This window comes from Propioniciclava soli, assembly GCF_038502305.1.
Lineage (GTDB): Bacteria > Actinomycetota > Actinomycetes > Propionibacteriales > Propionibacteriaceae > Propioniciclava > Propioniciclava soli.
The window spans coordinates 394,038-415,179 of the sequence record NZ_CP115965.1 but is presented as its reverse complement, the minus strand read 5'-3'; the positions used below and the strand labels follow the sequence as shown (position 1 = coordinate 415,179).

The 21,142-nt window shown below is 70.6% G+C and carries 17 protein-coding genes; 8 read left to right on the top strand and 9 right to left on the bottom strand.

Annotated features, from left to right (window positions below; all coding sequences use genetic code 11):
- Positions 1-141: 141 nt before the first annotated feature.
- Positions 142-1,149: a glycosyltransferase gene (locus tag PCC79_RS01790; RefSeq protein WP_342372826.1), complete on the top strand. Its 1,008-nt coding sequence runs from the start codon at positions 142-144 to the stop codon at positions 1,147-1,149.
- A 14-nt stretch (positions 1,150-1,163) separates the two neighbouring features.
- The gene (locus PCC79_RS01785) at positions 1,164-2,654 is read left to right on the top strand and encodes a glycosyltransferase family 39 protein (RefSeq protein ID WP_342372825.1); all 1,491 of its coding nucleotides are present in this window, start codon (positions 1,164-1,166) and stop codon (positions 2,652-2,654) included.
- Positions 2,655-2,657: 3 nt separating this feature from the next.
- On the opposite strand, the gene PCC79_RS01780 is transcribed toward PCC79_RS01785, so the two are convergent.
- The 3 genes from PCC79_RS01780 to PCC79_RS01770 all read right to left on the bottom strand — a co-directional run bounded on the left by PCC79_RS01780 (position 2,658) and on the right by PCC79_RS01770 (position 7,169).
- On the bottom strand, positions 2,658-3,419 hold the full coding sequence (locus PCC79_RS01780; protein WP_342372824.1) for a CDP-alcohol phosphatidyltransferase family protein: 762 nt from the start codon (positions 3,417-3,419) through the stop codon (positions 2,658-2,660).
- Positions 3,409-5,478: a glycosyltransferase gene (locus tag PCC79_RS01775; protein WP_342372823.1), complete on the bottom strand. Its 2,070-nt coding sequence runs from the start codon at positions 5,476-5,478 to the stop codon at positions 3,409-3,411. The genes PCC79_RS01780 and PCC79_RS01775 overlap by 11 nt, the downstream gene beginning before the upstream one ends.
- 512 nt (positions 5,479-5,990) lie before the next feature.
- The gene (locus tag PCC79_RS01770) at positions 5,991-7,169 is read right to left on the bottom strand and encodes a DUF1972 domain-containing protein (protein WP_342372822.1); all 1,179 of its coding nucleotides are present in this window, start codon (positions 7,167-7,169) and stop codon (positions 5,991-5,993) included.
- Positions 7,170-7,481: 312 nt separating this feature from the next.
- On the opposite strand from PCC79_RS01770, the gene PCC79_RS01765 reads away from it, so the two are divergent.
- Positions 7,482-8,957, top strand: coding sequence for a sugar transferase (locus PCC79_RS01765; protein ID WP_342372821.1), 1,476 nt, complete (start codon positions 7,482-7,484; stop codon positions 8,955-8,957).
- A gap of 795 nt (positions 8,958-9,752) precedes the next feature.
- On the opposite strand, the gene PCC79_RS01760 is transcribed toward PCC79_RS01765, so the two are convergent.
- From PCC79_RS01760 to PCC79_RS01745, 4 genes are read right to left on the bottom strand one after another with little or no spacing between them, the layout of a single operon-like run.
- The gene (locus tag PCC79_RS01760; protein WP_342372820.1) at positions 9,753-12,245 is read right to left on the bottom strand and encodes a glycoside hydrolase family 65 protein; all 2,493 of its coding nucleotides are present in this window, start codon (positions 12,243-12,245) and stop codon (positions 9,753-9,755) included.
- A complete protein-coding gene (locus tag PCC79_RS01755) occupies positions 12,242-12,964 on the bottom strand; it encodes a beta-phosphoglucomutase family hydrolase (RefSeq protein WP_342372819.1) in 723 nt (240 codons plus the stop codon). The genes PCC79_RS01760 and PCC79_RS01755 overlap by 4 nt, the downstream gene beginning before the upstream one ends.
- A gap of 58 nt (positions 12,965-13,022) precedes the next feature.
- Positions 13,023-13,724 (bottom strand): ThuA domain-containing protein, encoded by a 702-nt coding sequence (locus tag PCC79_RS01750; protein ID WP_342372818.1) that lies wholly within the window; start codon positions 13,722-13,724, stop codon positions 13,023-13,025.
- Positions 13,721-14,689, bottom strand: a complete 969-nt coding sequence (locus PCC79_RS01745) for an aldo/keto reductase (protein ID WP_342372817.1) — start codon at positions 14,687-14,689, stop codon at positions 13,721-13,723. Before PCC79_RS01745 ends, PCC79_RS01750 begins: the two co-directional genes overlap by 4 nt.
- A gap of 297 nt (positions 14,690-14,986) precedes the next feature.
- Between PCC79_RS01745 and PCC79_RS01740 the strand changes: the two genes are divergently transcribed.
- Complete coding sequence (locus PCC79_RS01740; RefSeq protein ID WP_342372816.1) at positions 14,987-15,310, top strand: hypothetical protein; 324 nt, start codon at positions 14,987-14,989, stop codon at positions 15,308-15,310.
- Between the two features lie 15 nt (positions 15,311-15,325).
- Here PCC79_RS01740 and PCC79_RS01735 read toward each other — a convergent pair whose 3' ends face one another.
- Positions 15,326-15,553, bottom strand: a complete 228-nt coding sequence (locus tag PCC79_RS01735) for a hypothetical protein (RefSeq protein WP_232548831.1) — start codon at positions 15,551-15,553, stop codon at positions 15,326-15,328.
- 218 nt (positions 15,554-15,771) lie between these two features.
- Between PCC79_RS01735 and PCC79_RS01730 the strand changes: the two genes are divergently transcribed.
- From PCC79_RS01730 to PCC79_RS01715, 4 genes are all read left to right on the top strand, one after another.
- A complete protein-coding gene (locus PCC79_RS01730) occupies positions 15,772-16,377 on the top strand; it encodes a TMEM175 family protein (RefSeq protein ID WP_342372815.1) in 606 nt (201 codons plus the stop codon).
- Positions 16,378-16,468: 91 nt separating this feature from the next.
- Positions 16,469-17,263, top strand: a complete 795-nt coding sequence (locus PCC79_RS01725; protein ID WP_232548829.1) for a histidine phosphatase family protein — start codon at positions 16,469-16,471, stop codon at positions 17,261-17,263.
- Positions 17,263-18,150, top strand: a complete 888-nt coding sequence (locus tag PCC79_RS01720) for an NAD(P)H-hydrate dehydratase (RefSeq protein ID WP_342372814.1) — start codon at positions 17,263-17,265, stop codon at positions 18,148-18,150. Before PCC79_RS01725 ends, PCC79_RS01720 begins: the two co-directional genes overlap by 1 nt.
- Before the next feature lie 59 nt (positions 18,151-18,209).
- A complete protein-coding gene (locus PCC79_RS01715) occupies positions 18,210-19,469 on the top strand; it encodes a glucose-1-phosphate adenylyltransferase family protein (RefSeq protein ID WP_342372813.1) in 1,260 nt (419 codons plus the stop codon).
- Between the two features lie 48 nt (positions 19,470-19,517).
- On the opposite strand, the gene PCC79_RS01710 is transcribed toward PCC79_RS01715, so the two are convergent.
- Positions 19,518-20,987 (bottom strand): DUF1593 domain-containing protein, encoded by a 1,470-nt coding sequence (locus PCC79_RS01710; protein ID WP_342372812.1) that lies wholly within the window; start codon positions 20,985-20,987, stop codon positions 19,518-19,520.
- Between the last annotated feature and the right edge of the window lie 155 nt (positions 20,988-21,142).

Below are 21,142 nucleotides of genomic sequence, written 5' to 3'. Positions count from 1 at the left end.
GAACCGGAGGCGAGCGCGGGGTGGGGCTTCGCGACTGCGGCCTGTCAGCACGCCGAAGTGTGGGTGATCACGAGGCGAAGGTTCGCGGAGTCTGCCCAGGCCGCCATCGACCAGGATCCCCTCCTTCGTGAGCGGCTCCACATGGTGCACATCGATCTTCCGGACTGGGTCCGCCGACAGTGGCGTCGCGATTGGGACATGTACTGGTACTACGCCCTGTGGCAGCGCCTCCTCGCGAAGACGGCAAAGCGCCTGCACGCCAGCCTGGACTTCGACGTCGCCCACCACGTCACCTTCGCCAACGACTGGCTGCCGTCCGGCCTGACCGACCTGCGAGGCGTGCCGTTCATCTGGGGGCCTGTCGGAGGCGCCAGCCTGATCCCCTACTGGCGCCTCCGCCGCTGGTTGGGCTGGCGCGGGGTGGTCAATGAGGTGGTGCGCGATGTGGTCACCGCGGCTCCACGTCGGTTGTGGGGCGAGACTGCGGCGCGCCGGGCGGCCCTCATCGTGGCCCAGAATAACGATGTCGCCCGGCGGTTCGCCTGCTTCGGCACCGTGGAAGTCCACCCCAACGCGTCCCTCGACCGGATCGACGCCGAAGAACCCCGACAGCAGAGCGAGGACCGCCCTCGAACGGCGGTCTACGTCGGACGCCTGATCGGCCTCAAGGGCGTCCGGCTCGCGCTCGATGCGTTGGCGCGTACGGAGCCGGACGCCTGGCGCCTGGTGCTCTACGGTGACGGTTACGACCGTGAGGCCCTTGAGGAGAGGGCCCGGGACTTGGGCATCGTCGAGCGCGTCACGTTTCTCGGGCACCGCCCTCGCCCCGAGGTTCTGGCCGCCTTCGAGACCGCGGACGCCCTGCTCTTCCCGTCGATGCACGATCAAGCCGGGTGGGTCGCAGCGGAGGCCAGTTCGGTGGGCTGCCCGGTTGTGTGTCTTCCGCTGGGGGGTCCCCCGGTCCTGGCGGAACCCAACGGCTTCGTCGCCGACCTGGAAGGCGACATCGTGGCGAACGTCGCCGCCAAACTCGAGGAAGCGGGCGGCGCTCGTGGCGTCCGGCACAACCGGTGGGCCAAGGATCGTCTGCCCGCCTTGGTCGAGCGTTGGTACGACGCGGCGATCGCCGAGGGCCCCGGCCGGTCGTGAACGAGTCGCCGTCGATGACGTGGCGCACGCGGACCGCGAGCCGCTTCCGGAGTGCCCATGAGTGGCAGGGAGCTGTGCTGCTGGCTCTGTGTGCGGCCCTGTGGTGGGCCCCAGGGATCAGCGTCCCGTCGCTGTGGGCTGACGAGGCTGCGACCCTGAGCGCGGTGGGGCGGTCGTGGCCGGACCTGGTCCGGCTCACCGGCAACATCGACGCCGTTCATGGCGTGTACTACGCCACCGTGAAGGTCTGGCTGGACGTGCTCCCGAACAGCGAGTTGACGCTCCGCCTGCCGAGCCTGGTGGCTTCGGCAGCGACGGCGTCTACGCTCTACCTCCTCGCCCGGACGTGGTTGTCCCGTGGATCAGCGGCCCTGGCCTCCGTGGCCTTCATCGCGTTGCCCAGGACCACCTGGATGGCCATCGAGGGGCGCTCCTGGGCCCTCGGGACCCTGGTGGCAACCCTGACGACCCTCCTCCTGGTGCGGTGGACGGACTCCCGACGTCCCGCACTCCTCGTCTTCTATGCGGCGATGGCTGGTCTGGGCGTGTCGGTGAACATCTACATGGCGTTCCTAGTGGTGGGCCACGGCGTCACGCTCCTGATGTTGCGCACACCGTGGCGACGGGTGGCCCTGTGGTGCTTCGCGGCAGCAGCGGGAGGCCTGATCGGGGCACCCGTGATCCTGCGCGCCTCCGGCCAACGGGGGCAGCTGGGCGAACGAGCCTCCCTCACACCGCTCTCCTGGCTGGTGGACGTCGCGACGAAGCAGTTCACCTTGGGTGACACCCCCGGTGACGACTGGGTTCCACGCCTCCTGTGGCTCGGTTCTGCGCTTGCGCTCGGCACCCTATCCTGGCTCGTCGTGGCGATTGGCCTATGGTCCGCGCGGCGGCGCCCGTCGGTCGGCTCAACCGTGGCTGCTTGGGGGCTGCCTTGGGTCTTGGTGCCCACCATCGTCGTGGCGGCGTTGTCTATGGTGGGTGGCAACGTGTACCACCCCCGCTACTTCTCCTTCGGCGCGCCGGCGTTCGCGCTGCTCTTGGCCGCTGGGCTCGTGGCGATTCCCAGAGGCAGGGTGGTCGTCGCGCTCGTCCTTCTCACCCTGACCCTGCCCGTGATGGTGTCCCAACGGACGCCCCATGCCAAAGCCGGCTACGACTACCGCGATGCGGCCGCCGCGGTGGAGGGCTCACGGGCTGGCGACGGCGTCTACTTCGGTGACTCGCCTCCGGCCCGCATGGCCTCCATCGCGTATCCGAAGGGCTTCCGCGGGGTGGATGACTTCCTCCTCAGGGAAACCCCGGCGCAGGAGGCCTCGCTGGACGGGACGTCCGAGGCCCTATCGTCGGGATCGGTACGGGGCGCGCCTTCGCGCATCTGGGCGATGTGGTCGGTGCGCGACCCGGAGCGGGACGCCGACGAGTCGGTCTTCGTGGATGCGGGCTACCGGAAGTGGTTCCAGTGGGACGGACCTGAGACCGACGTGGTCCTCTGGGTGCGCTGAGCGTTACCGCCCGACGGCTGACACCCTGCGGAACCACCGGACGCACTGGATCATCAGGATCGCGACGTTCACCGTCATGAGAAGCCCGTAAAGCCAGCGCCAGACATCGAACCATCCCAGCAGGGCCATCATCAGGCACAGGAACCCATAGTCCGCGGGGATTCCGAGGAGACTGTTCAGCGTGGAGGGTTTTCCCTCCTCCGCCGCCAGCGTGACGTTCTTGGCACCGGCGTTGCGCATCAGGAGGTCCGTGGCGATGATCGCGAAGAACCAGACTGTCGCCTGGAGTGTGAACACCAGCGGGACGAGTGTGCTCTCCGCGGGCCAGCCACCCAGGTTCCGGAACCACATGACGGCCACTGCGAGGTGCATACTGCCGGTCTTGACCGAGTCGACGACGTGGTCGAGCCACTCCCCGGCCAACGATCCGCCGCCGCGGAGACGCGCGACCTGTCCGTCGGACGAGTCCAAGGCGTAGCCCAATACCAGAAGCACCGCGATCGTGACACCGACGATCACGCTCGGCTTCGCCGAGGCCAGCAATCCGATGCCGGTGAACGTGAAGACGGCGCTGATCGCCGTGACGGCGTTCGGCGAGAGGCCCAACTTGTAGGCCGTCGCCGCGAAGATCCGGCCCAGGGGACGGTTCACCCAGCGCGAGTACGCGGGGGCGTTGCGATTGCTCTTCTGGACGCCTCGGAGCGCGTCCCGCACCTTCCCCCAGGGGGCGTCCGCGTCGATCAGGGGTTGACGATCAGGCGACATAGCGCGCTGCCTCCATGGGGTCGGCGGAATTCGGGAACAGGCACGCGACCAGGGCACGCCGATAGACACTGGGTGCGTGCTTGGCCAAGGCGCGTTCGCGGTCCGTCTCGGTCTGCCGGCGGACATCACCCCAGTGCTTGAGCAGGTCCTCGACCGCGCCGGCGATGGCGCGGGCATCGGAGGGCGGTACGCGTCGCGCGGTGTCGTATCCGTCGGCCGCCTCGAGCAGACCGCTCGTGGCGGAAACCACCAACGGACGCTGCGCCAGCATCGCCTCGACGGCGGTATTGCCGAACGGTTCGTCGACCGTCGACGGGACCAGGACGATATCGGCCGAGTCCAGGTGTTCCCAGACCTCAGGGTGGAACCCGAGGAACGTCACGTTGTCGGACAGGCCGTAGGCGTCCACAAAGTCACGCAGTTCTCGCTCGAACCACTCATATCCTTCGAAGACCGCTCCGAGTATCGACAGGTGCGCGCGGCGTCCCTCGCCCAGCAGGATTCGGAGCGCCTCCAGCGCCACCTGCGGGCCCTTGCGCGGAGAGAGCCGGCCGATGAACAGGAGCTGAACCTCATCGAGCTCGGCGCGCGGCAGGGACGGCGACGTCGGCCCCGGGACGCCGTTCATCACGATCGTGGCCCTCTTCGCCAGCGCCGGCCACGTGTCCGCGATCACGCGAAGGCCGAAGCTGCTGTTGACCACGAGCTGGTGAGCGACCAGTAGGGGGGCGTACAGGCCCTTGCGCACGAGCGTGGCGGCGGACCGCTCGGCCTCATGGACGTGGCACACGACGCGCACACCGGCGCTGCGACCGACCGCCAGCCACACGAAGTTGGTGATCGTGTTGACGAAGAGGACGTCGGCGCTCGTCTCGCGCAAGGCGCGCCGCGCTCGCGGCAGGGCGGCGGCGGTCTCCTTCAGCAAGCGCGCGAACCCCGTCGGACTCAGCGCACTCTTGCGCAGGACAGGCGCGGGACAGAAGACCACCTCGGCACCGTGCCGCTGCAACTCGAGAACCAGGGGGCCATCCTGTGGGAGGACCGCAACGACGCGATGTCCCGCCTCGACCATGCCGGCCACCGACTCCAGCAGTACCCGGTCGGACCCATAGAGGTCGGGGCTGGGATGGGCGACGAGAATCGTCCGGGACGCCTCGGCCGACACACCTCGATCGGGCGCCATGCGTGGGGGGCGCGTGCGCCCGAAGTAGAGGAGGCCGGACGCCGCGCCCTTGGCCGTCGCCCACACCCCGGACGGCTGGGTGAGCAACTGCCGGCGACCACCCCGCAGCCAGATCGCCAGTGACTCGCGCGGGGTGCTCAACGCAAAGTGGAGCCGATCACCGGAGACGTGGTCCACAGCGAACACCAGGCGGTTTCGGGCGTTGTAGTAGTAGTAGAGGTCCGACTTGGCGCGCGACCCCGACTTGCGCTGCGTGCCCCCCTCGTCATGGATCACCTGCTCGTCGCGAGCGACGGACAGGCTGAACCCGGCCTCGGCTGCGCGCCGGCTGAAGTCCACGTCCTCCCAGTACAGGAAGTAGTCTTCGCGGAACCCGCCTAACACGCGGAAGACGCGATCACTGAACACGAGGCACGCACCGGAGAGCCAGTTCGCCCACTCAGGATCGTCATCGTCCGGGCGCCATCCCCTCCTGATCGCGCCGGTCCCCCGGTTCACCTGTGTGCCCTCGAACACGACGCGCTTGGAAGAGTCCTTGATGATGGGCGTGAGGATGCAGGACGGGGACTGCTCGACGCGCTCGACGAGCCGGCGGAGCGTGGGCCCCCGCGCCTCCACATCCGGGTTCAGGGCTACAAAGGTGGTCGCGCCCAGGGCAATCGCGGCCTCGACGCCTCGGTTCACGCCAGCTCCGAAGCCATCGTTGCCCGCGCTCGAGACCAGATGCCAGCCCCGTTCGGCGCACAGGCGCTGGATGGCGTCTCGTTCCCCGGCAGAGGAGAAGTTGTCGGTAATGACGACCAAACACCCGCTCGCTTGGACGGCCTGCGGGGTGAGATTGGCCGCGATTAGCGCGGAAGCGCCGTAGTTGACCACCACGATGGCGCCGTGGGCCTGCCCCGACCCCGCAGGCGCGGCGACGGCTCCGTCGCCCTCCGGTTCACGCATAGTGGCTCATCCTAACCCTCGGAGCTTCCACGGCACCCGAACGGCAGGCGGGGCGCCCCCAGAGGTACCAGAGCACGAGCAGCAGGAGCCGCGAGGGGACCAGCGTTCCCCACGTTCTCCAACAAGCGCGGGGCACCGACGAATAGCGGGATGCCCGCGCCGTGCGCCAAGACGTCACCCTCAGCAATCTCAGCATGGAGCCGCTTGAGCTCCCCGTGGCGGTCCCTCGTCAGCTCGCGGTGACCCCCCACGCGCCTCCCGGGCCCGACCCAGTTACCCAGCGTGCCCTCAACCGCGCCCAGGTCGCGCGATGAGGTTCCCGGTCTCTTCGACGATCCGGACAGCACCCTCTAGGAACTCCCGGTCGTACTACTTCCGCTTCTCAGACATCTCAAGACGGCCAAGGGCAACCCCAGAAAACACAGACGGTGGATCAGGACTCAGACAGGCTCGGGGTGCGGCCGGCTGGGGAAGGCGCGTTCGAGCTCGTCGGGGCTCAGCAGCCGCCTGCCCGAGGGTCGCTTGCCGCGGAGCCGACCTTCGGCCAGGTCCCGGCAGAGCGCCTCGTACTCGTCTGCCACGACATCCCAGTCGTAACGCCCGATGCGCTCGCGCAGGCGGTGCCCGCGAGCCACGGTGGCGTCCACATCGGCCTCGGCCTGCTCGACGAGCCGGGCCACGGCCTCGGATCCGGCAAAGAACTCACCATCACCGTCCACGACCTCGCGATTGAAGGGGACGTCGAAGGCGATGACGGGCGCCCCGGCACCGCCGGCGCGCAGCAACGAGGGGTTGGTGCCCCCCACCGAGTGGCCGTGCAGGTAGGTGAGAGCGTTGCCGTACAGCTGGTCGAGCTGAATCTGGTCCCACACCCCGCCCAGGAACTGGACGCGATCGTCAGCCGCTGCGTGCACGGCGTTCGTGTAGTCGTCGGAGTAGGGTGCACTACCCACGACGACGAGGGGGCGCCGCGCCGAACTCGCCGCATAACCACGCACGATTTCGAGCACATGATTTTCCCGCTCGAACCGGGCCACGACGAGATGGTATTCACCGGGCTCCAGGCCCAGGGTCGCGAGCCGGTCGGCCCCCGGCTCGGCCAGGATCGGGGCCCCGTAGGCGATGAGGCGGGTGTCGGCACCGAACTCGATGCGGTAGTAGTCCGCGATGCCCTGGGCATCGGCGATGAGGGCGTCCGACCAACGCACCGCCAGCGCCTCGGCGCGCTGGTAGTAGCGACGCCCGGTGGGCCCCCACTTCGCGCGGCGCCACTCCAGACCGTCCACGTGCGTGGCCACCGGGATGCGCCGCGCGCGGATGAGCGGCAGCAACGGGGCGTTGGCGGCGTTGAAGACGATGGCGCAGTCGAGCGACCCCATGACCGGGTGGAGAAGGGACAACGCCGTGTGGGAGAGCGTCTCGAGGCTCCGACGACGCACGGCCGGCAGGTGCACCAGCTCCATGCCCTTGTGCTCGCGCTGGGCGGGGTCGCCGTGACGGCAGAACACCGTCACCCGGTGCCCGGCGTCCGCCAAGCGTGAGCCAACCTCCTCGATCGCCGTCTCGAAACCGCCGTACCGGGCCGGGACGCCGCGGGTGCCGATCAGGCCGATGTGCATACGGGGGGGCTCCTTCACATTCATCACTTTTCACACGCGCGGCGTGCCTCGCAGGGGGATTCAGCGAGCGGCGACGTCGGTCACCCGCCTGAGGTCTTCCGCTGTGGCGCGGGACGAGCCAAGCTTGCTGTCGGACGGGACCGTCCGTCAATCCGACGGGCGCCGTCCCACAGATCCAGGCCCGGTTGCCACGTGTTGCCGCGCCCTGCCCAACTGGTGGAAACAGTTTGCTCCCCCAGTGGGTGCGTGAAAGAATCGTTCGCGGAGAGTTGCTGGGGGGCAGTTCTCAATTTTGGGGGGGAATCCAATTTCATGACGACCGCATCAGTCCGGGGGAAGTCGGGCCAGTCACGCTGGCTACGTCAGCTCGACGCCCGCCTGCTGTGGCCGAGCAAGGCACTTCGCAAGTCCGCGCTCGCTGCCATCGATCTCATCATCATCGCCGTCTCCGTGACGCTGGCCGCTGTCGGCCGCTTCGGGATGGACCTGTACATCCACACCGTGAGCGGCGAGGTCACCGGCTGGCACTACGCCAGCATCGCCGCCGGCTGGCTCGTCACCCTGTGGGTGATGGGCTCCTACGGGCTCCAGCTGCTGCAGTCCGGCACCGAGGAGTACCGCCGCGTCATCAGCGCCAGTGCCCTGCTCTTCGGTGTGATCGGCACGTTCTGCTACCTGACCCAGAATGATTTCGCCCGCGGATTCTTCCTGCTGCTCTTCATCGTCGGCGTGCCGCTGTTGCTGCTCGGACGATTGTTGCGCCGCCAGGTGATGAACAACGCCCGCCGCCGCGGGCACCTGCAATCGCCCATCATCGTGGCCGGCTCGCCGACGTCGGTGGACGAGATCTCCAACGTCCTGCGCCGCGAGCGCTGGCTCGGCTACCGCGTCGTGGGCGCGCTGACGGCGGACGCGGTCGACGAGACCCCGGCCGGCCTGCCCGTCCTGGGCCGCGTCGACGATGTGGCCAACATCGTGCGCGGCACCGACATGTACGGCGTCGTGTTCACCGAGGGCGCCTTCCCCGAGGGCAGCAACAGCTTCCGGCGCACCGCGTGGCAGCTCGAGCAGATGGACGTCGAGATGATGGTCGTCCCGGCCATGACCGACATCAGCGCCGAGCGCATCACGCCGCGCCCCATCGCAGGTCTGCCGCTGGTCATGATCGACCGGCCCCAGGCCCAGCAGGCGGGCCGGTGGGTCAAGCGCCTCTTCGACGTGGTCGGTTCCGCCCTGTTCCTGCTGCTCGCGTCGCCGATCCTGGCGCTGGTCGCTCTGGCGGTCAAGATCGAAGACGGGGGCCCCGTGCTCTTCAGCCAGGTGCGCGTGGGACGCAACGGCGAGCTGTTCAACTGCCTCAAGATCCGCTCGATGGTCGTGGACGCCGAAGCGCGCAAGGCTGAGCTCATGCAGCAGAACCAGGGCGCGGGCGTCCTGTTCAAGATGGCCAAGGATCCCCGCATCACCAAGGTGGGCTCGTTCATCCGCCGCTTCTCCATCGACGAGGTGCCGCAGTTCTGGAACGTCCTGCGCGGCGACATGAGCCTCGTAGGCCCCCGCCCCGCGCTGCCCACCGAGGTGGCCCGCTACGACCAGGACACGAGCCGCCGCCTCGACGTGCGGCCCGGGCTGACCGGCCTGTGGCAGGTCTCCGGCCGCTCCAACCTGTCGTGGGAGGAGACGGTGCGCCTCGACCTCTACTACGTCGACAACTGGTGCTTCATGCAGGACGTGACCATCATGGCCCGCACCGCCAAGGCCGTCCTCGGCTCCAGCGGTGCATACTGAGCCCTCCCAAAGGGCCCGCCCCGGTCGAACTTCGGTTCGGCCGGGGCGTGGTGCGTTGTGGGGCTGCAGCCATCGCCCAAAGCTGACCTGGCAAGAGCCGCGACGCCCCACCCCCGCCGGCGATCTCTGCCTCCCTGCCGGAGTGGTTGCCTCCCTGCCGGAGTGGCCACCTCCCTGCCGGACCGGTCACCTCCCTGCCGGACCGGTCACCTCCCTGTCCGGAACCGACGACCCCAGCGTTGCACCGGCAGGGTCGTCGGGCTGGGATGGGGTGGCGCCAGATGCGGTAGGGAGGCGGCCAGCTCCGGACGGGCACCCAGCGCCCGCCGGCGTCGACAAGTCCGACATGTGCATGGGTACTCGACACGTTCACACCCCTGGGCGACGACAAGGGCCACATGTGCCTGGGTTGTCGACGCGCCATGGCACCGGACGAATCCGCTTGTGTCATCGACGCGGAACCCTGTGGCCAGGGCTGCGAGTCTCGAGCAAACCCAGCATGTAGTTCTACGGCGAACTTCGGCTTTCTCTCGTGACGGCACGGGAGTGGTGCGTCGACGTGCGAGTGTTCACCCAGGCAACAAAGTCGGCCGTCGCAGCGATTGCTGTCAAACGTTGTCGACAACGTTCCAGTTGCTGTGGAGCCGCTTCGGTGATCGCACCTCGACGGCGGACCGGGCGCCGCAGCGTCGACAACCCGGGCTTGTGCACGGGTTGTCGACGCAGATCTGCGCTGTGCCGTCGACAACCCATGCGTGTGCATGGGTTGCCGACAGCGAGGGCCCCCCGCAGCGCTCAGGCGTGCACGACCGGTTCGTCGGCGGGCACGGTGGGCACGTTGGCCACGATGGTCGACCCGTCGGCGCGGACGCCGGGGCCGACCTCGGACGGTGCCCGGCGGACGGGGCCCTGGTCGGCCAACGCCACGCGCAGGGGCGTCCCGGGCTCGACGACGTGGGCCACCCCGCGCACCGCGAGCGGAACCGGCGCGTCACCGGTCACGTCGAAGGTGATGGCGTCCGGCGCCAGGTCGACCCCGAGCCGTTGCCCCCGGAGCCGCAGGCTGAAGCGCAGCCCCTCCCACTCCCCCGGCAGACGCGGGTCGAAGGTGAGGCGTCCGCCGTGGTCGCGCATGCCGGCGAAGCCGTGCACCAACGCGGCCCAGGTGCCGCCCGCCGCGGCGATGTGGACGCCGTCGACGGCGTTGGCGTGCAGATCGGCCAGGTCGACGTACAGGCTCGACCAGAAGTACCGCAGCGCGAGGTCGGGGTACCCGCCCTCGGCCGCCATGATCGCCTGCACGGCGGCCGAGAGCGACGAGTCGCCTGTGGTGATCGGGTCGTAGTAGTCGAAGTCGGCCTTCTTCTCCGCTGCGGAGAATTGGTCGCCCTGCAGGAACAGCGCAAGCACCACGTCGGCCTGCTTCAGCACCTGGAACCGGTAGATGACGAGCGGGTGGAAGTGCAGCAGCAGCGGCAGCTTGTCGTCCGGGGTGTTGGGCACGTCCCACAACTCCCGGCTCAGGAAGTGCTCGTCCTGGGGGTGGATCCCCTGACGCGCGTCGAAGGGAATCACCATGCGCTCGGCGCACGCCTCCCACTCCGCCACCTCGTGAGATCCGAGGCCCAGCCGCCCGCACAGGCGGGCGTGGGCGTCCGGGTCGTCCTCGGCGAGCTGGTGCACGACGGACGCCGCCTCGCGCAAATTCGCCCGGGCCATGACGTTGGTGAACAGGTTGTTGTCGACGACCGTCGTGTACTCGTCGGGGCCCGTGACTCCGTGGATGTGGAACCAGCGCCCCTCGTCGCTCTCGCGCCAGAACCCGAGGTCGGCCCACATGCGGGCCGTCTCGACCAACACCTCGACGCCATCTCCATGCAGGAATTCGACATCACCGCTGGCGCGGGCATAGGTGAGGAGGGCGTGCGCCACGTCGGCGTCGATGTGGTACTGCGCGGTGCCGGCCGCGTAGTAGGCGGACGCCTCCTCGCCGTTGATCGTCCGCCACGGGAAGAGGGCCCCGCGCTGGTTCAGCTCCCGCGCACGGCGTCGCGCCGCGGGGAGCAGGCCGATGCGGAAGCGCAGGGCGTTGCGGGCCAGCCGCGGATGGGTGTAGGCGAGGAACGGGACGACGTAGATGTCGGTGTCCCAGAAGGAGTGCCCCTCGTACCCGTCACCGGTGAGCCCCTTGGCCGCAATGCCCAACTGGTCGGTGCGCGCGGCCGCCTGCGCGAGCTGGAACAGGCTCCACCGCACGGCCTGCTGCTCAGCCGGCTGCCCGGGCAGCTCGATGTCGGCGTAGGTCCAGAATTCGTCGAACCAGGCGCGCTGGCTCTCGAAGTAGCTGGACGCCGATCGCTCACGCACGCGGTCCAGCGTCCGGCGGCAGCGGTCGAAGAGCTCCCGGACGGGGGCCACGCGCGACGTGTGGTAAGCCACGGCCTTGGTGACCCGGATGGTCTGGCCGGCCTTGGCGTCCACCCGGTAGACACGCTTGCCCACGTCGGGCTCGGTGGCCATGAGCGCCTCGTACTCGTTGTCGGTGTCGATCGTGTGGTCGGCCCCGACGGCCAGCGTCATCTGCGAGTTCTTGGTGCGGAACCCCAGCAGCATCCGGCGCTCACTGTGCCAGTGGTTCTCGCTGTGCAGCACGCGGCCGTTGCCACTGGAACGGCGCGGGTCACTCATGGCCCCCTGCCCGGTGGGATCCATCTCGGTGCGTCCACCCTGCCGGTTCAGCACCTGGGAGCTGATCACCACCGGGGCGTCGCCGTCGAGCAGCGTGACCTCGAGCACCATCAGCGCAAGGTGGCGGTCGGTCATCGAGATCATGCGCTCGGCCGTGATCTGCACCCGCTTGCCGGCCGGCGTCCGCCAGACGATGGAGCGGCGCAGGACGCCGTCGCGGAAGTCCAGCGCCCGCTCGTACTGCTCCAACTCCGCGGTCGACAGCACGAGCGGCTCGTCGTCGACGTAGAGCTTCATCACGGTCGAGTCCGGCACGTTGACGATCGTCTGGCCGGTGCGCGCGAAGCCAAAGGCGTTCTCGGCGTGACGGATCGGCCAGGTCTCGTGGAAGCCGTTGACGAACGTGCCGTGGGTGTGGGCGTCCCGGCCCTCGACGGGCGTACCGCGCATGCCGAGGTAGCCGTTCGCGACGGCGAACACGGTCTCGGACCAGCCGAGGTGATCGTGGTCGGAGCGGTACTCCCGCTCCACGAGGCGCCAGGGGTCGGCAGGGAAGCGGAGCCGGTCGAGCGGGTCGGGGCCGGCGGGGTGACGGGTCAACGTCGATCCTCCAGCAACTGCGTGAGGTCGCTGACGGTGATGTCGGCCCCGGCGCCACGCAGGGCGTCCGCCCCCGCGCCGCGGTCGACGCCGATCACGAGTCCGAACCCGCCGGCACGGCCCGCCGCGACGCCGGCGAGGGCGTCCTCCAGCACGACGCACCGGGCGACCGGGATGTCCAGCTGCGTGGCGGCGGCGAGGAAGGTGGCCGGATCGGGCTTGCCGGGCAGGCCTCGCTCGGCCGCGACGTTGCCGTCGACGACGAACGCGAACCGGTCGGAGAGCCCCGCCGCGGCGAGCACCGCCGTGGCATTGCGCGAAGACGACACGACGGCCCGCGCGACCCCGCGCGCCGCCAGGTCGTCGAGCAGGTCGAGGGTGCCGGGGTAGGGATCCATGCCACCGGAGGTGAGCAGGTCGTTGAAGAGTTCCTGCTTGGCGTTGCCCAAGCCGTGGACGGTCTGGGCCTCCGGCCCGTCGTCCACGCCGCCCTCGGCCAGCCGGACGCCCCGGGAGGCGAGAAACGCCCGCACCCCGTCGAAGCGCGGCTTGCCGTCGACGTGGGCGTAGTAGTCGTCCTCGGTGTACGGCTCCGCGAGGCCGTGCCGCTCACCGAAGGCGGTGAACATCTCGCCCCACGCGCGCCGGTGCAGATCGGTGGTCGGGGTCAGCACCCCGTCCAGATCGAAGAGGGCTGCGTTCCAGTCGTCCCAGTCCATGGCTCCAGCCTAATGGGGGTGACGCCCGCCCCCTGTCCCTCCGCCGGGCGACGCACCCTCACCGGGCGGCGACGAACTGCAGCGCGTTGGCGACGAACCGGCGTCGCGCGGCGGACTCATAGGAGCGGGCGTCGTGGCCGAGCCCGTCGTACACCACGCGGCCGAGCGTCCAGGCGCACGTCTCGTACGCCTCCCCCAACTCGTGCCGCAGCACCGGTTCGGACGCCGCCGCCAGCGTCAGCCGGCTGTAGCGCTCGTCGAAGCAGGTGATGCAGGGGGTGTCCGTCAGCGCGGGCAGCCCCACCGGCGGGTCGATGCCCGCCAGGAGGGGGTGGTTGGCCGTGCCAGGAACCGCCTCGAATGTGGCGAGCGACCGCTCCGGGTGCCACGACTCCCCGCGCACCCAGCGCCCGCCCAGCACCGACGGCCACGCCGGCCAGTCGGAAAAGGTGTTGGCCGCGGTGTGGACGCCCAGCAGCCCGCCGCCGGCGGAGACGAACCGGCCCAGCGCCGCATGGGCCTGCGCCCACGCGGCGTCGGGCGCGGGTGGGGCGTCCGGATCGCCGCCGCCGGAGTTCACCACCACGACGTCGACACCGCCGAGGTCGAGCAGGGACGCCGGCTCGCTCGGCCGGACCTCGGCCTCCCACCCCAGCTCGCGGGCGATCTCGGCGAGCGCCGCCGAGGTCTCGCCGAAGGGGTGCCAGGGGTCGGCGTACCGGCCCGAGCCGCTGACCACGACGGCCCGGCGGGCGGTCACCACGCGTAGGCCTCCGGAGCGGCGCCACCCGGCCCGGGGAAGATGTCGTCGAGCTCGGCCAGGGCGTCGTCGTCCAGCTCGATGTCGAGCGAACGGAGGTTGCCCTCGAGCTGCTCCATCGTGCGCGGGCCGACGATGGGGCCGGTCACCCCGTCCTGGTGGAGCAGCCACGCGAGGGCCACGTCACCGGGCTGCTGGCCACGGTCGTCGCAGAAGTCCTCCCAGCGCTGGAGCTGCTCACGCTTCTCCTCCACCTCCTTCGCCATCCGCTCGGCGCTGCGGCGGCCCTCGGCGGCCTTCTTGAGGACGCCACCGAGCAGGCCCCCACCGAGCGGCGACCAGGGGATGACGCCCAGGCCGTAGTGGCGCGCCGCCGGGAGCACCTCGAGCTCGATGGTGCGGGCCGTCAGGTTGTACAGCGACTGCTCGCTGACCAACCCGAGGCCGTGCCGGGCGCGGGCCGCCTCGGAGGCGGCGGCGATGTGCCAGCCCGCGAAGTTCGACGAGCCGACGTAGGTGATCTTGCCCTGGGCGACCAGGGTGTCCATGGCCTGCCAGATCTCGTCCCACGGCGTGTTCCGGTCGACGTGGTGCATTTGGTAGAGGTCGATGTGGTCGGTTTGCAGCCGCTTCAGCGAGGCGTCGACGGCGCGGCGGATGTTGAACGCCGAGAGCTTGGACTCGTTGGGTCGCTTGGTCATCTCTCCGTACACCTTGGTGGCGAGCACGATCTCGTCGCGTCGGGCCGAGGCGGCGAACCAGCGGCCGATGATCTCCTCCGTCCAGCCTCGATGCTCCGCGCCGCCGTAGACGTTGGCGGTGTCGAAGAAGGTGATCCCCGCGTCGAGCGCGGCGTCCATGATGGCGTGGGCGTCGGACTCATCGGTGTGCGGGCCGAAGTTCATGGTGCCGAGAACGAGCCGGGAGACCGTCAGACCTGTGCGGCCGAGTTGGGTGTACTGCATCGTGCATCCTCTCGTCGGTTTCCCCATCGACCCTAGTCCCCCGGCCTGGGCTGGCGCCGGGACCGGCGGGGATCAGGGCCATCTCGGCTGGGATGGCCCCTCTTCGCCGCGCCGGGGACTCGGCGGAGGACCGGGGCTGCCGCGACGAAAACATGACACTCGATTCATGTGCGTGCGCACGGGCACGCTCAGCGGCCGACCGTCGTGCAATCGAGTGTCATGTTTTCGTCGCCCACCCCGGGTACCGGAGGGTGACGGCGCCCCCCGGCGGGTTCTCGCGGTCCTAGACTGGCCGGCATGAGCACCGCGTACGAACCCGGCCACGACGACGACGCAGCCTGGTGGGCCGGGCTGTCCCCGGAGGCCCGTCATCTCACGATCGAGACCGTCCGCCTCGGCGAGGACGCCGATCTGCCGGGCGGTGAGGCGCCGACCGGGGAGCGCGCCGCGTTCGTGCGCCGTCAGCCGGAGTACCTGGAGCGCTTCGCGCACGCCGACCACAATGCCCGCGTCGACGACGCCGGCTTCGGGCGCGACGCGGTTCCCGACAGCCACGCGGACACCGCTCCGCTGGCCGACACCGCCCAGACGCGCACGGCGGACTTCCGCCGCGACGTCTGAGGCGCTGAGGAGCCCTCAGACCTCTTTGCCGAGGGGGCCTCCGTCGCCGTGACCGGTCTCGTCGTCGATGAGGCCGTCCTCGGCGTCGTCCTGATCCGCGGCGGTGACGTCCTCATCACCCACCAGGGGGTCGGGCAGATCCGCATCCGTTCGGCGAGCGGCCGGCGCTGTGTCGCCGCCCATCCCGAGTTCCTGGTCCGTGGCGGGCCCGTCGGCCCATGCCTCGCTGTCACGTCCGGTCATGGCCGCCTCCTCCGCAGGTGGAGCTCCAGCATGGCGAATCGCCGCACCCCCTGACAAGGGGTGACGTGAACGGCGGTGGACAGCTCTGGGCCGACCCCCTCCTCCTGACTTAGATTGCCGGCCATGGACGACGCCACCGCCCCCACCGCTTCCGGGACCCCCGAGCTCTTCAGCGCCGAGCGCATCAAGTTCTTCAAGACGCGGTCGTCGCGATTGCGATGACGCTGCTCGTGTTGCCCCTCCTGGAGTCCATTCCGGAGGCGGCCGCCGAGCACATGACCGGCGGCGAGTGGCTGGAGGTGGGGTTGCCCCAGCTGATCGGGTTCGCCGTCAGCTTCGGCGTCGTGGCGTCGTTCTGGGCCGAGCACCACCGATTGTTCGAGCACGTGCGCGCCTACACCCGGCGCCTCGTCGGGCTGAACTTCGCCTGGATGTTCACGATCTGCTTCCTCCAACTGCCCAGCGCGATGGTCTACAGCCTGCCGAGCACACGTTCGGTCATCGGGCTCTACATCGGCACCATGACGGTCAGCGCCGTCGTCCTCACACTGCTGGTCGCGCACGTCCACGCCCACCCCGAGATCCAGGAGCCGGGCCACCCGCTGCCCCGGGCCAGGGTCTGGGCCAACGCGGCCGTCGCGGCGCTGTTCGGACTGGCCTTCGTCATCGCGATGATCGCCCCGCAGATCAACTACTTCGCCCTCTTCGTGCTCTTCCTGAGCCCCGTGGTCGAACGCCTGTCCCGGCGGGCGGCAGCCCGGCGCGACGCGTCTCTCGCGGCCGCCGCGTCCCCCGAGGACGCGCCGGAACCCGCGGCCACCTGATCCGAACCCCCCGGGACGCGCGGAACACACCCGCCCGGGGCGCGCCATGCCTAGGCTGTGCTGGCAAGCACTGACACCGAAAGGAACCCCCATGAGCCCCGAAACGGTCGCCAGCGAGGGCACGGCCCACGGCCCCGTCGAGCTGGTCCTGGTCCGTCATGGCGAGAGCCTCGGCAACGTCGCCGACCGCGCCGCGATCGCCGCCAAGGCCCACCGCCTCGACGTCACCGACAGCGACGAGGACATCGCCCTCTCCGAGGAGGGTGAGGCCCAGGCGGACGCCCTCGGTGAGCGGGTCGCGTCCCTCCCGGAGGACGAGCGCCCCACGGTCGTCGTCAGCTCCCCCTACCGCCGCGCGCGCTCCACCGCCGAGCGCGCCCTCGCGCAGCACCCGATCGACGTCCTGCTCGACGAGCGGCTGCGCGAGCGCGAGCTGGGCATCTTTGACGGCATCACCTGGTACGGCATCAAGGCCGACCACCCCGAGGAGTCCGACCGGCGCGACCGCGTCGGCAAGTTCTACTACCGCCCGCCGGGTGGCGAGAGCTGGGCCGACGTCGTCCTGCGCATCCGCAGCCTGCTGCTCGAGCTGCAGGCCCGCTACCCCGGCGAGCGGGTGTGGCTGTTCAGCCATGAGGCCGTGATCATGGCGTTCCGCTACGTGATCGAGGGGCTGGACGCCGCCCGCGTGGTCGCGCTGCAGAAGGAGGAGCCGATCGCGAACTGCTCGATGACCCGCTACGTGCTGACCGACGGTGCGCTCACCCTGGTGACGCGGGACGACACCTCCGCCGTCGAGGAGGGTGGTGCGGACGTCACGCACGAGGAGGGCGCGGCCCGCGAGCCGGACGCCGACGCCCCCGACCGCGCCGCCGGGGCGTCCTGATGCCCGACATCGCCGGGTCCGCCACCGTCGTCACGCCCGCCGTCCTGCGCGACTGGCCGCTGCCGCACGGAGCGGACAACAAGAACTCCCGCGGCCGCGCCCTCGTGGTGGGCGGCAGTGTGCCGAACCCGGGCGGGGCGCTGCTGGCGGCGCGCGCGGCGATGCGCGCGGGTGCCGGCAAGGTGCAGCTCGTGGTGCCCGAGCCCGTCGCCGTCGCGTTGGCGGTGGCCATGCCGGAGTCGCTGGTGCGCGGGGCGCCGCACTCCCCGCAGGGTGACCTGACGCCCGCGGCCGCTGCCGCGGTGGAGACCTGCGCGGAGAAGGTGGACGCCGCGCTCGTCGGCCCCGGCATGCTGGACGCCCGCGGCGCACCCGCATTGGTCGAGGCCATCGCCGACCACCTGCCCGAGATCGTGGTGCTGGACGCCCTCGCCCTGGCCTGGCTGACCGAGGATCTCTCCCGTGGTGGCCGGTTCGGCTCGTTGGTGCTGTCGCCCAACCTGAACGAGTTGGCCCTGACCCTCGGCGAGGACCCCGACGAGGTGGAGGACACCCCCGCCGCCGCCGTGCTCCGCCTGGCGGAGAAGACGGGCGCGGTGGTGACCTCGGGGTCGAGCAGCACGTGGATCGGCACCCCCGACGGCCGCCTGTGGCGCACCGACGAGGGCAACGCCGGCCTGGGTGTGAGCGGCTCGGGCGACGTGAAGTCCGGCACCATCCTCGGCCTGTGCGCCCGGGGTGCCGACCCGGCGCAGGCGACCGTGTGGGCGTCCTACCTGCACGGCACCGTCGGCGGACGCCTCGCCTCCCGCTACGGGGCCACCGGTTACCTGGCCAGCGAGCTCCCCGGGGAGATCCCCCAGGCGCTGCTGGAGCTGCGGGGCTGAGCGGCGGCGTCCGGGCGGCGGGGCGTCCCCGTGAGGGGCAACCGCCTAATCTGGAACCCATGCGTGGCTTCGGACGGGTACTCGGCATCGTGCAGGCGGGCGGCAGCGGCAGCCGGATGGACGTGCTGACCCGGGAGCGCGCCAAGCCTGCCTTGGCCTTCGCCGGTTCGTACAAGCTCATCGACTTCGCCCTGTCGAGCTTCGCCAACGCGGAAATCGCCGACGTGTGGGTCTCGGTGGCCTACCTGGCCTCGACGCTCGACGACCACATCGGCCACGGCCGGCCCTGGAACCTCGACCGCACCCGCGGCGGCTACCGTCGGCTCGTGCCCGAGCAGGGCCGGGCGAGCAGCGAATCGGGCTTCGCGAGCGGCAATGCCGACAATCTCGTCCAGGTCGCCGGCCAGATCCGCGACTTCGAGGCCGACGTCGTGATCGTGATGAGCGCCGACCACGTCTTCCGGCTCGACCTCGCGGACGTCATCGCGGACCACCTCGAACGCGGTGCCGAGTGCACCATCGTCACCGCGCAGGCGACCGCGACCCAGGCCTCCACCAAGGCCGTCGTCCAGGTCGGCGACGACCGCCGCGTCACGGGGTTCGACTACAAGCCCGACGAGCCCGAGGGGCGCACCGTCGCCACCGAGATCTTCGTCTACGACCCCGAGGTGCTCCTCAGCGAGCTGACCCGGCTGCGGCACGAGCTGGCCCATGCGCACGACAACGACGAGGCCGCGGACGAGGGGTGCGACGACGAGGGCTCGCGGCTGGGTGACTTCGGCGAGCACCTGGTGCCGGCCCTGGTCGCCCGCGGCAAGACGTTCGCGCACCCGATCGGCCACTACTGGCGCGACCTCGGCCGCCCCGAGGAGTACTACCAGGCCCACCGCGACGTGCTGGCCGGGCGGGTCGACGTCTTCGACGACCCCGGCTACCCCATCGGCTCGCGCTGGCCGGAGCTGCCGCCCGCGATGGTCCGCGCGGAGGGCGACGTCACCGACAGCCTGCTGTCGCCGGGCTGCGTCGTGCGCGGCGAGGTGGTGCGCTCGGTGCTCGGCCCGGGCGTCGTCATCGAGGCGGGGGCGGTGGTGCGGGACAGCATTCTCGGTGCCCACGTCCGCGTCTGCGGGGACGCCCACGTCCGCACCGCCATCCTGGACGAGTCCACCTGGGTCGGACGCGGCGCCCAGGTCGGTGCCACCCCGGCGGCCACCCGCGTCCGCGACGCCGACATCGCGCTGGTCGGGCGCGACAGCCGCATCTCCGGCGGATCGGTCGTGGACGCCGGCGCCCGGCTCGAACCGGGTTCGAGCGTCTGACCGACCCCCGCCCCGCGCGCCCCGCGCCGTCCCCGCGGGCGGGGCGGCTCAGCCGATCGTCACCACGACGCGCTGCCAGCGCGTGAGCGCCGGGGCGCCGACGTCGCTCACCTCCAGCAGCACATGGATGGTCTGCCCCGCCTCGGCATCCTCCGGCACGGTGAAGGCGCACGTCAGCCCGGCCGCGCCCCACGAGGTCTCCAGGGAGACCTCACCCGGGTAGGTGCCGGCTTCGCGGTACTGCCACCAGCGCGCGCTCAGCGAATCGCCGTCGGGGTCGGACGCCTCCGCGACCACCCGAACCTCGTCCCCGGCCGACACCGTCCGGTCAAGATCCCCCTGCACCGCCACGACGGGATGGTGGTTGGCATCCGCGTACCGTTCGGTGACGCTCCAGCGCAGCCGCGCCGCGAAGTCGCGCTGGATGAACTCCCACCAGCGCGCCGCCGCGTAGTCCCGCCGCGGCTCGCCGTCCGGCCCCGCGTCCAGGGACGCCGCCGGCGGCTCCGGCACGGCGTCCGGCGGGCCCAGAACCAGGTGGTTCGTCCAGGTGTGCGGGTCGGTGTCGCTGCGCACCTGTCGCCCGCCCCACCCGCCCCACGTCGGGTCCTCGTGGGCGCGCAGGCCGTTGTCGACGAGCAGCGCGAACGTCGAGGAGTCCCCTTCCGAAATGAAGGCCCCCGCCGGCTCGGGGTCGATCCAGACCTCATAACCCTGCGCGCGCAACTCATCGGCGGTCTTCCCCGCGTGGCCGAAGTAGTCCTCCGTGTCGCCCGGTGCCATGAACTTCCCGTCGCCCCAGACCCGGTAGGCGGCCCCCATCGGGCCGACCTCGGAGACGTTCTGCCGCGTCCAGTCCGGTGCCAGGTAGTGGTGGTGCTCGGCGAGCACGCTGCGCCGCGTCCCGTACCCCCAGGCCATGGTCGCCATGTCCCGGAATTCCACGGCGGGCCAGTTCGGGCGGATGTACTCGGCGAAGGACGCGTCCTGCTCCCAGAACGCGGTGATCACCAGGGCGGCGCTGATGCGCGCATGCAGGGCGTCCCAGCCGTCCGTGCCCTCGAACTCGGTCTGGATCGAGCGCAGCGCGGACGCCAGCGTGGCCGGCCCGCCCCACACCTGCACGAACAGCCGCCGCGGGTCGTCGGCCAGCAGCGCCTCGCGGATCAGCAACGAACCCAGGGTGTCGGTGGCGTACTCGCCCTCCTGCGCCACGTTGCCCATCGCGATCAGCGAGCGCAGGTGGCCGGGGCTCGGGTAGCCCTCGGCGTGGACGCGCAGCCGGTCGTACACCTGCGCGTAGGCGTCCACCGCCTCGTCGATGTGCAGCCGGTCACCCTCGGCGGGCCAGCGGTGGGGCGCGACGCCGGCGTCCGGATCGCCCGCGTAGTGGAAGCGGCTCGACGCGTACACCAGCCCGAGGATCTCGACCTCGTTGCTGTACAGCAGGAACCGCAGCATCGAGTTCAGGTCGTCGAGCTCGGGATCGGTGGTCACGATGGTGCGCGGCTTGGCCACGGCGGGTCCTCTCCTCGGCGGTGAAGGGGTGTGCCAGTGAGCCTAGCCGCCGCGGGTCGCCGGTGCGCCGCGTCCTCGTCCGGGGCGGCATCACTCCCCGCGCCGGCGGGGTGTGAGCCGCCCGTAACACGCACACAACACGGACGCCCCCGCCG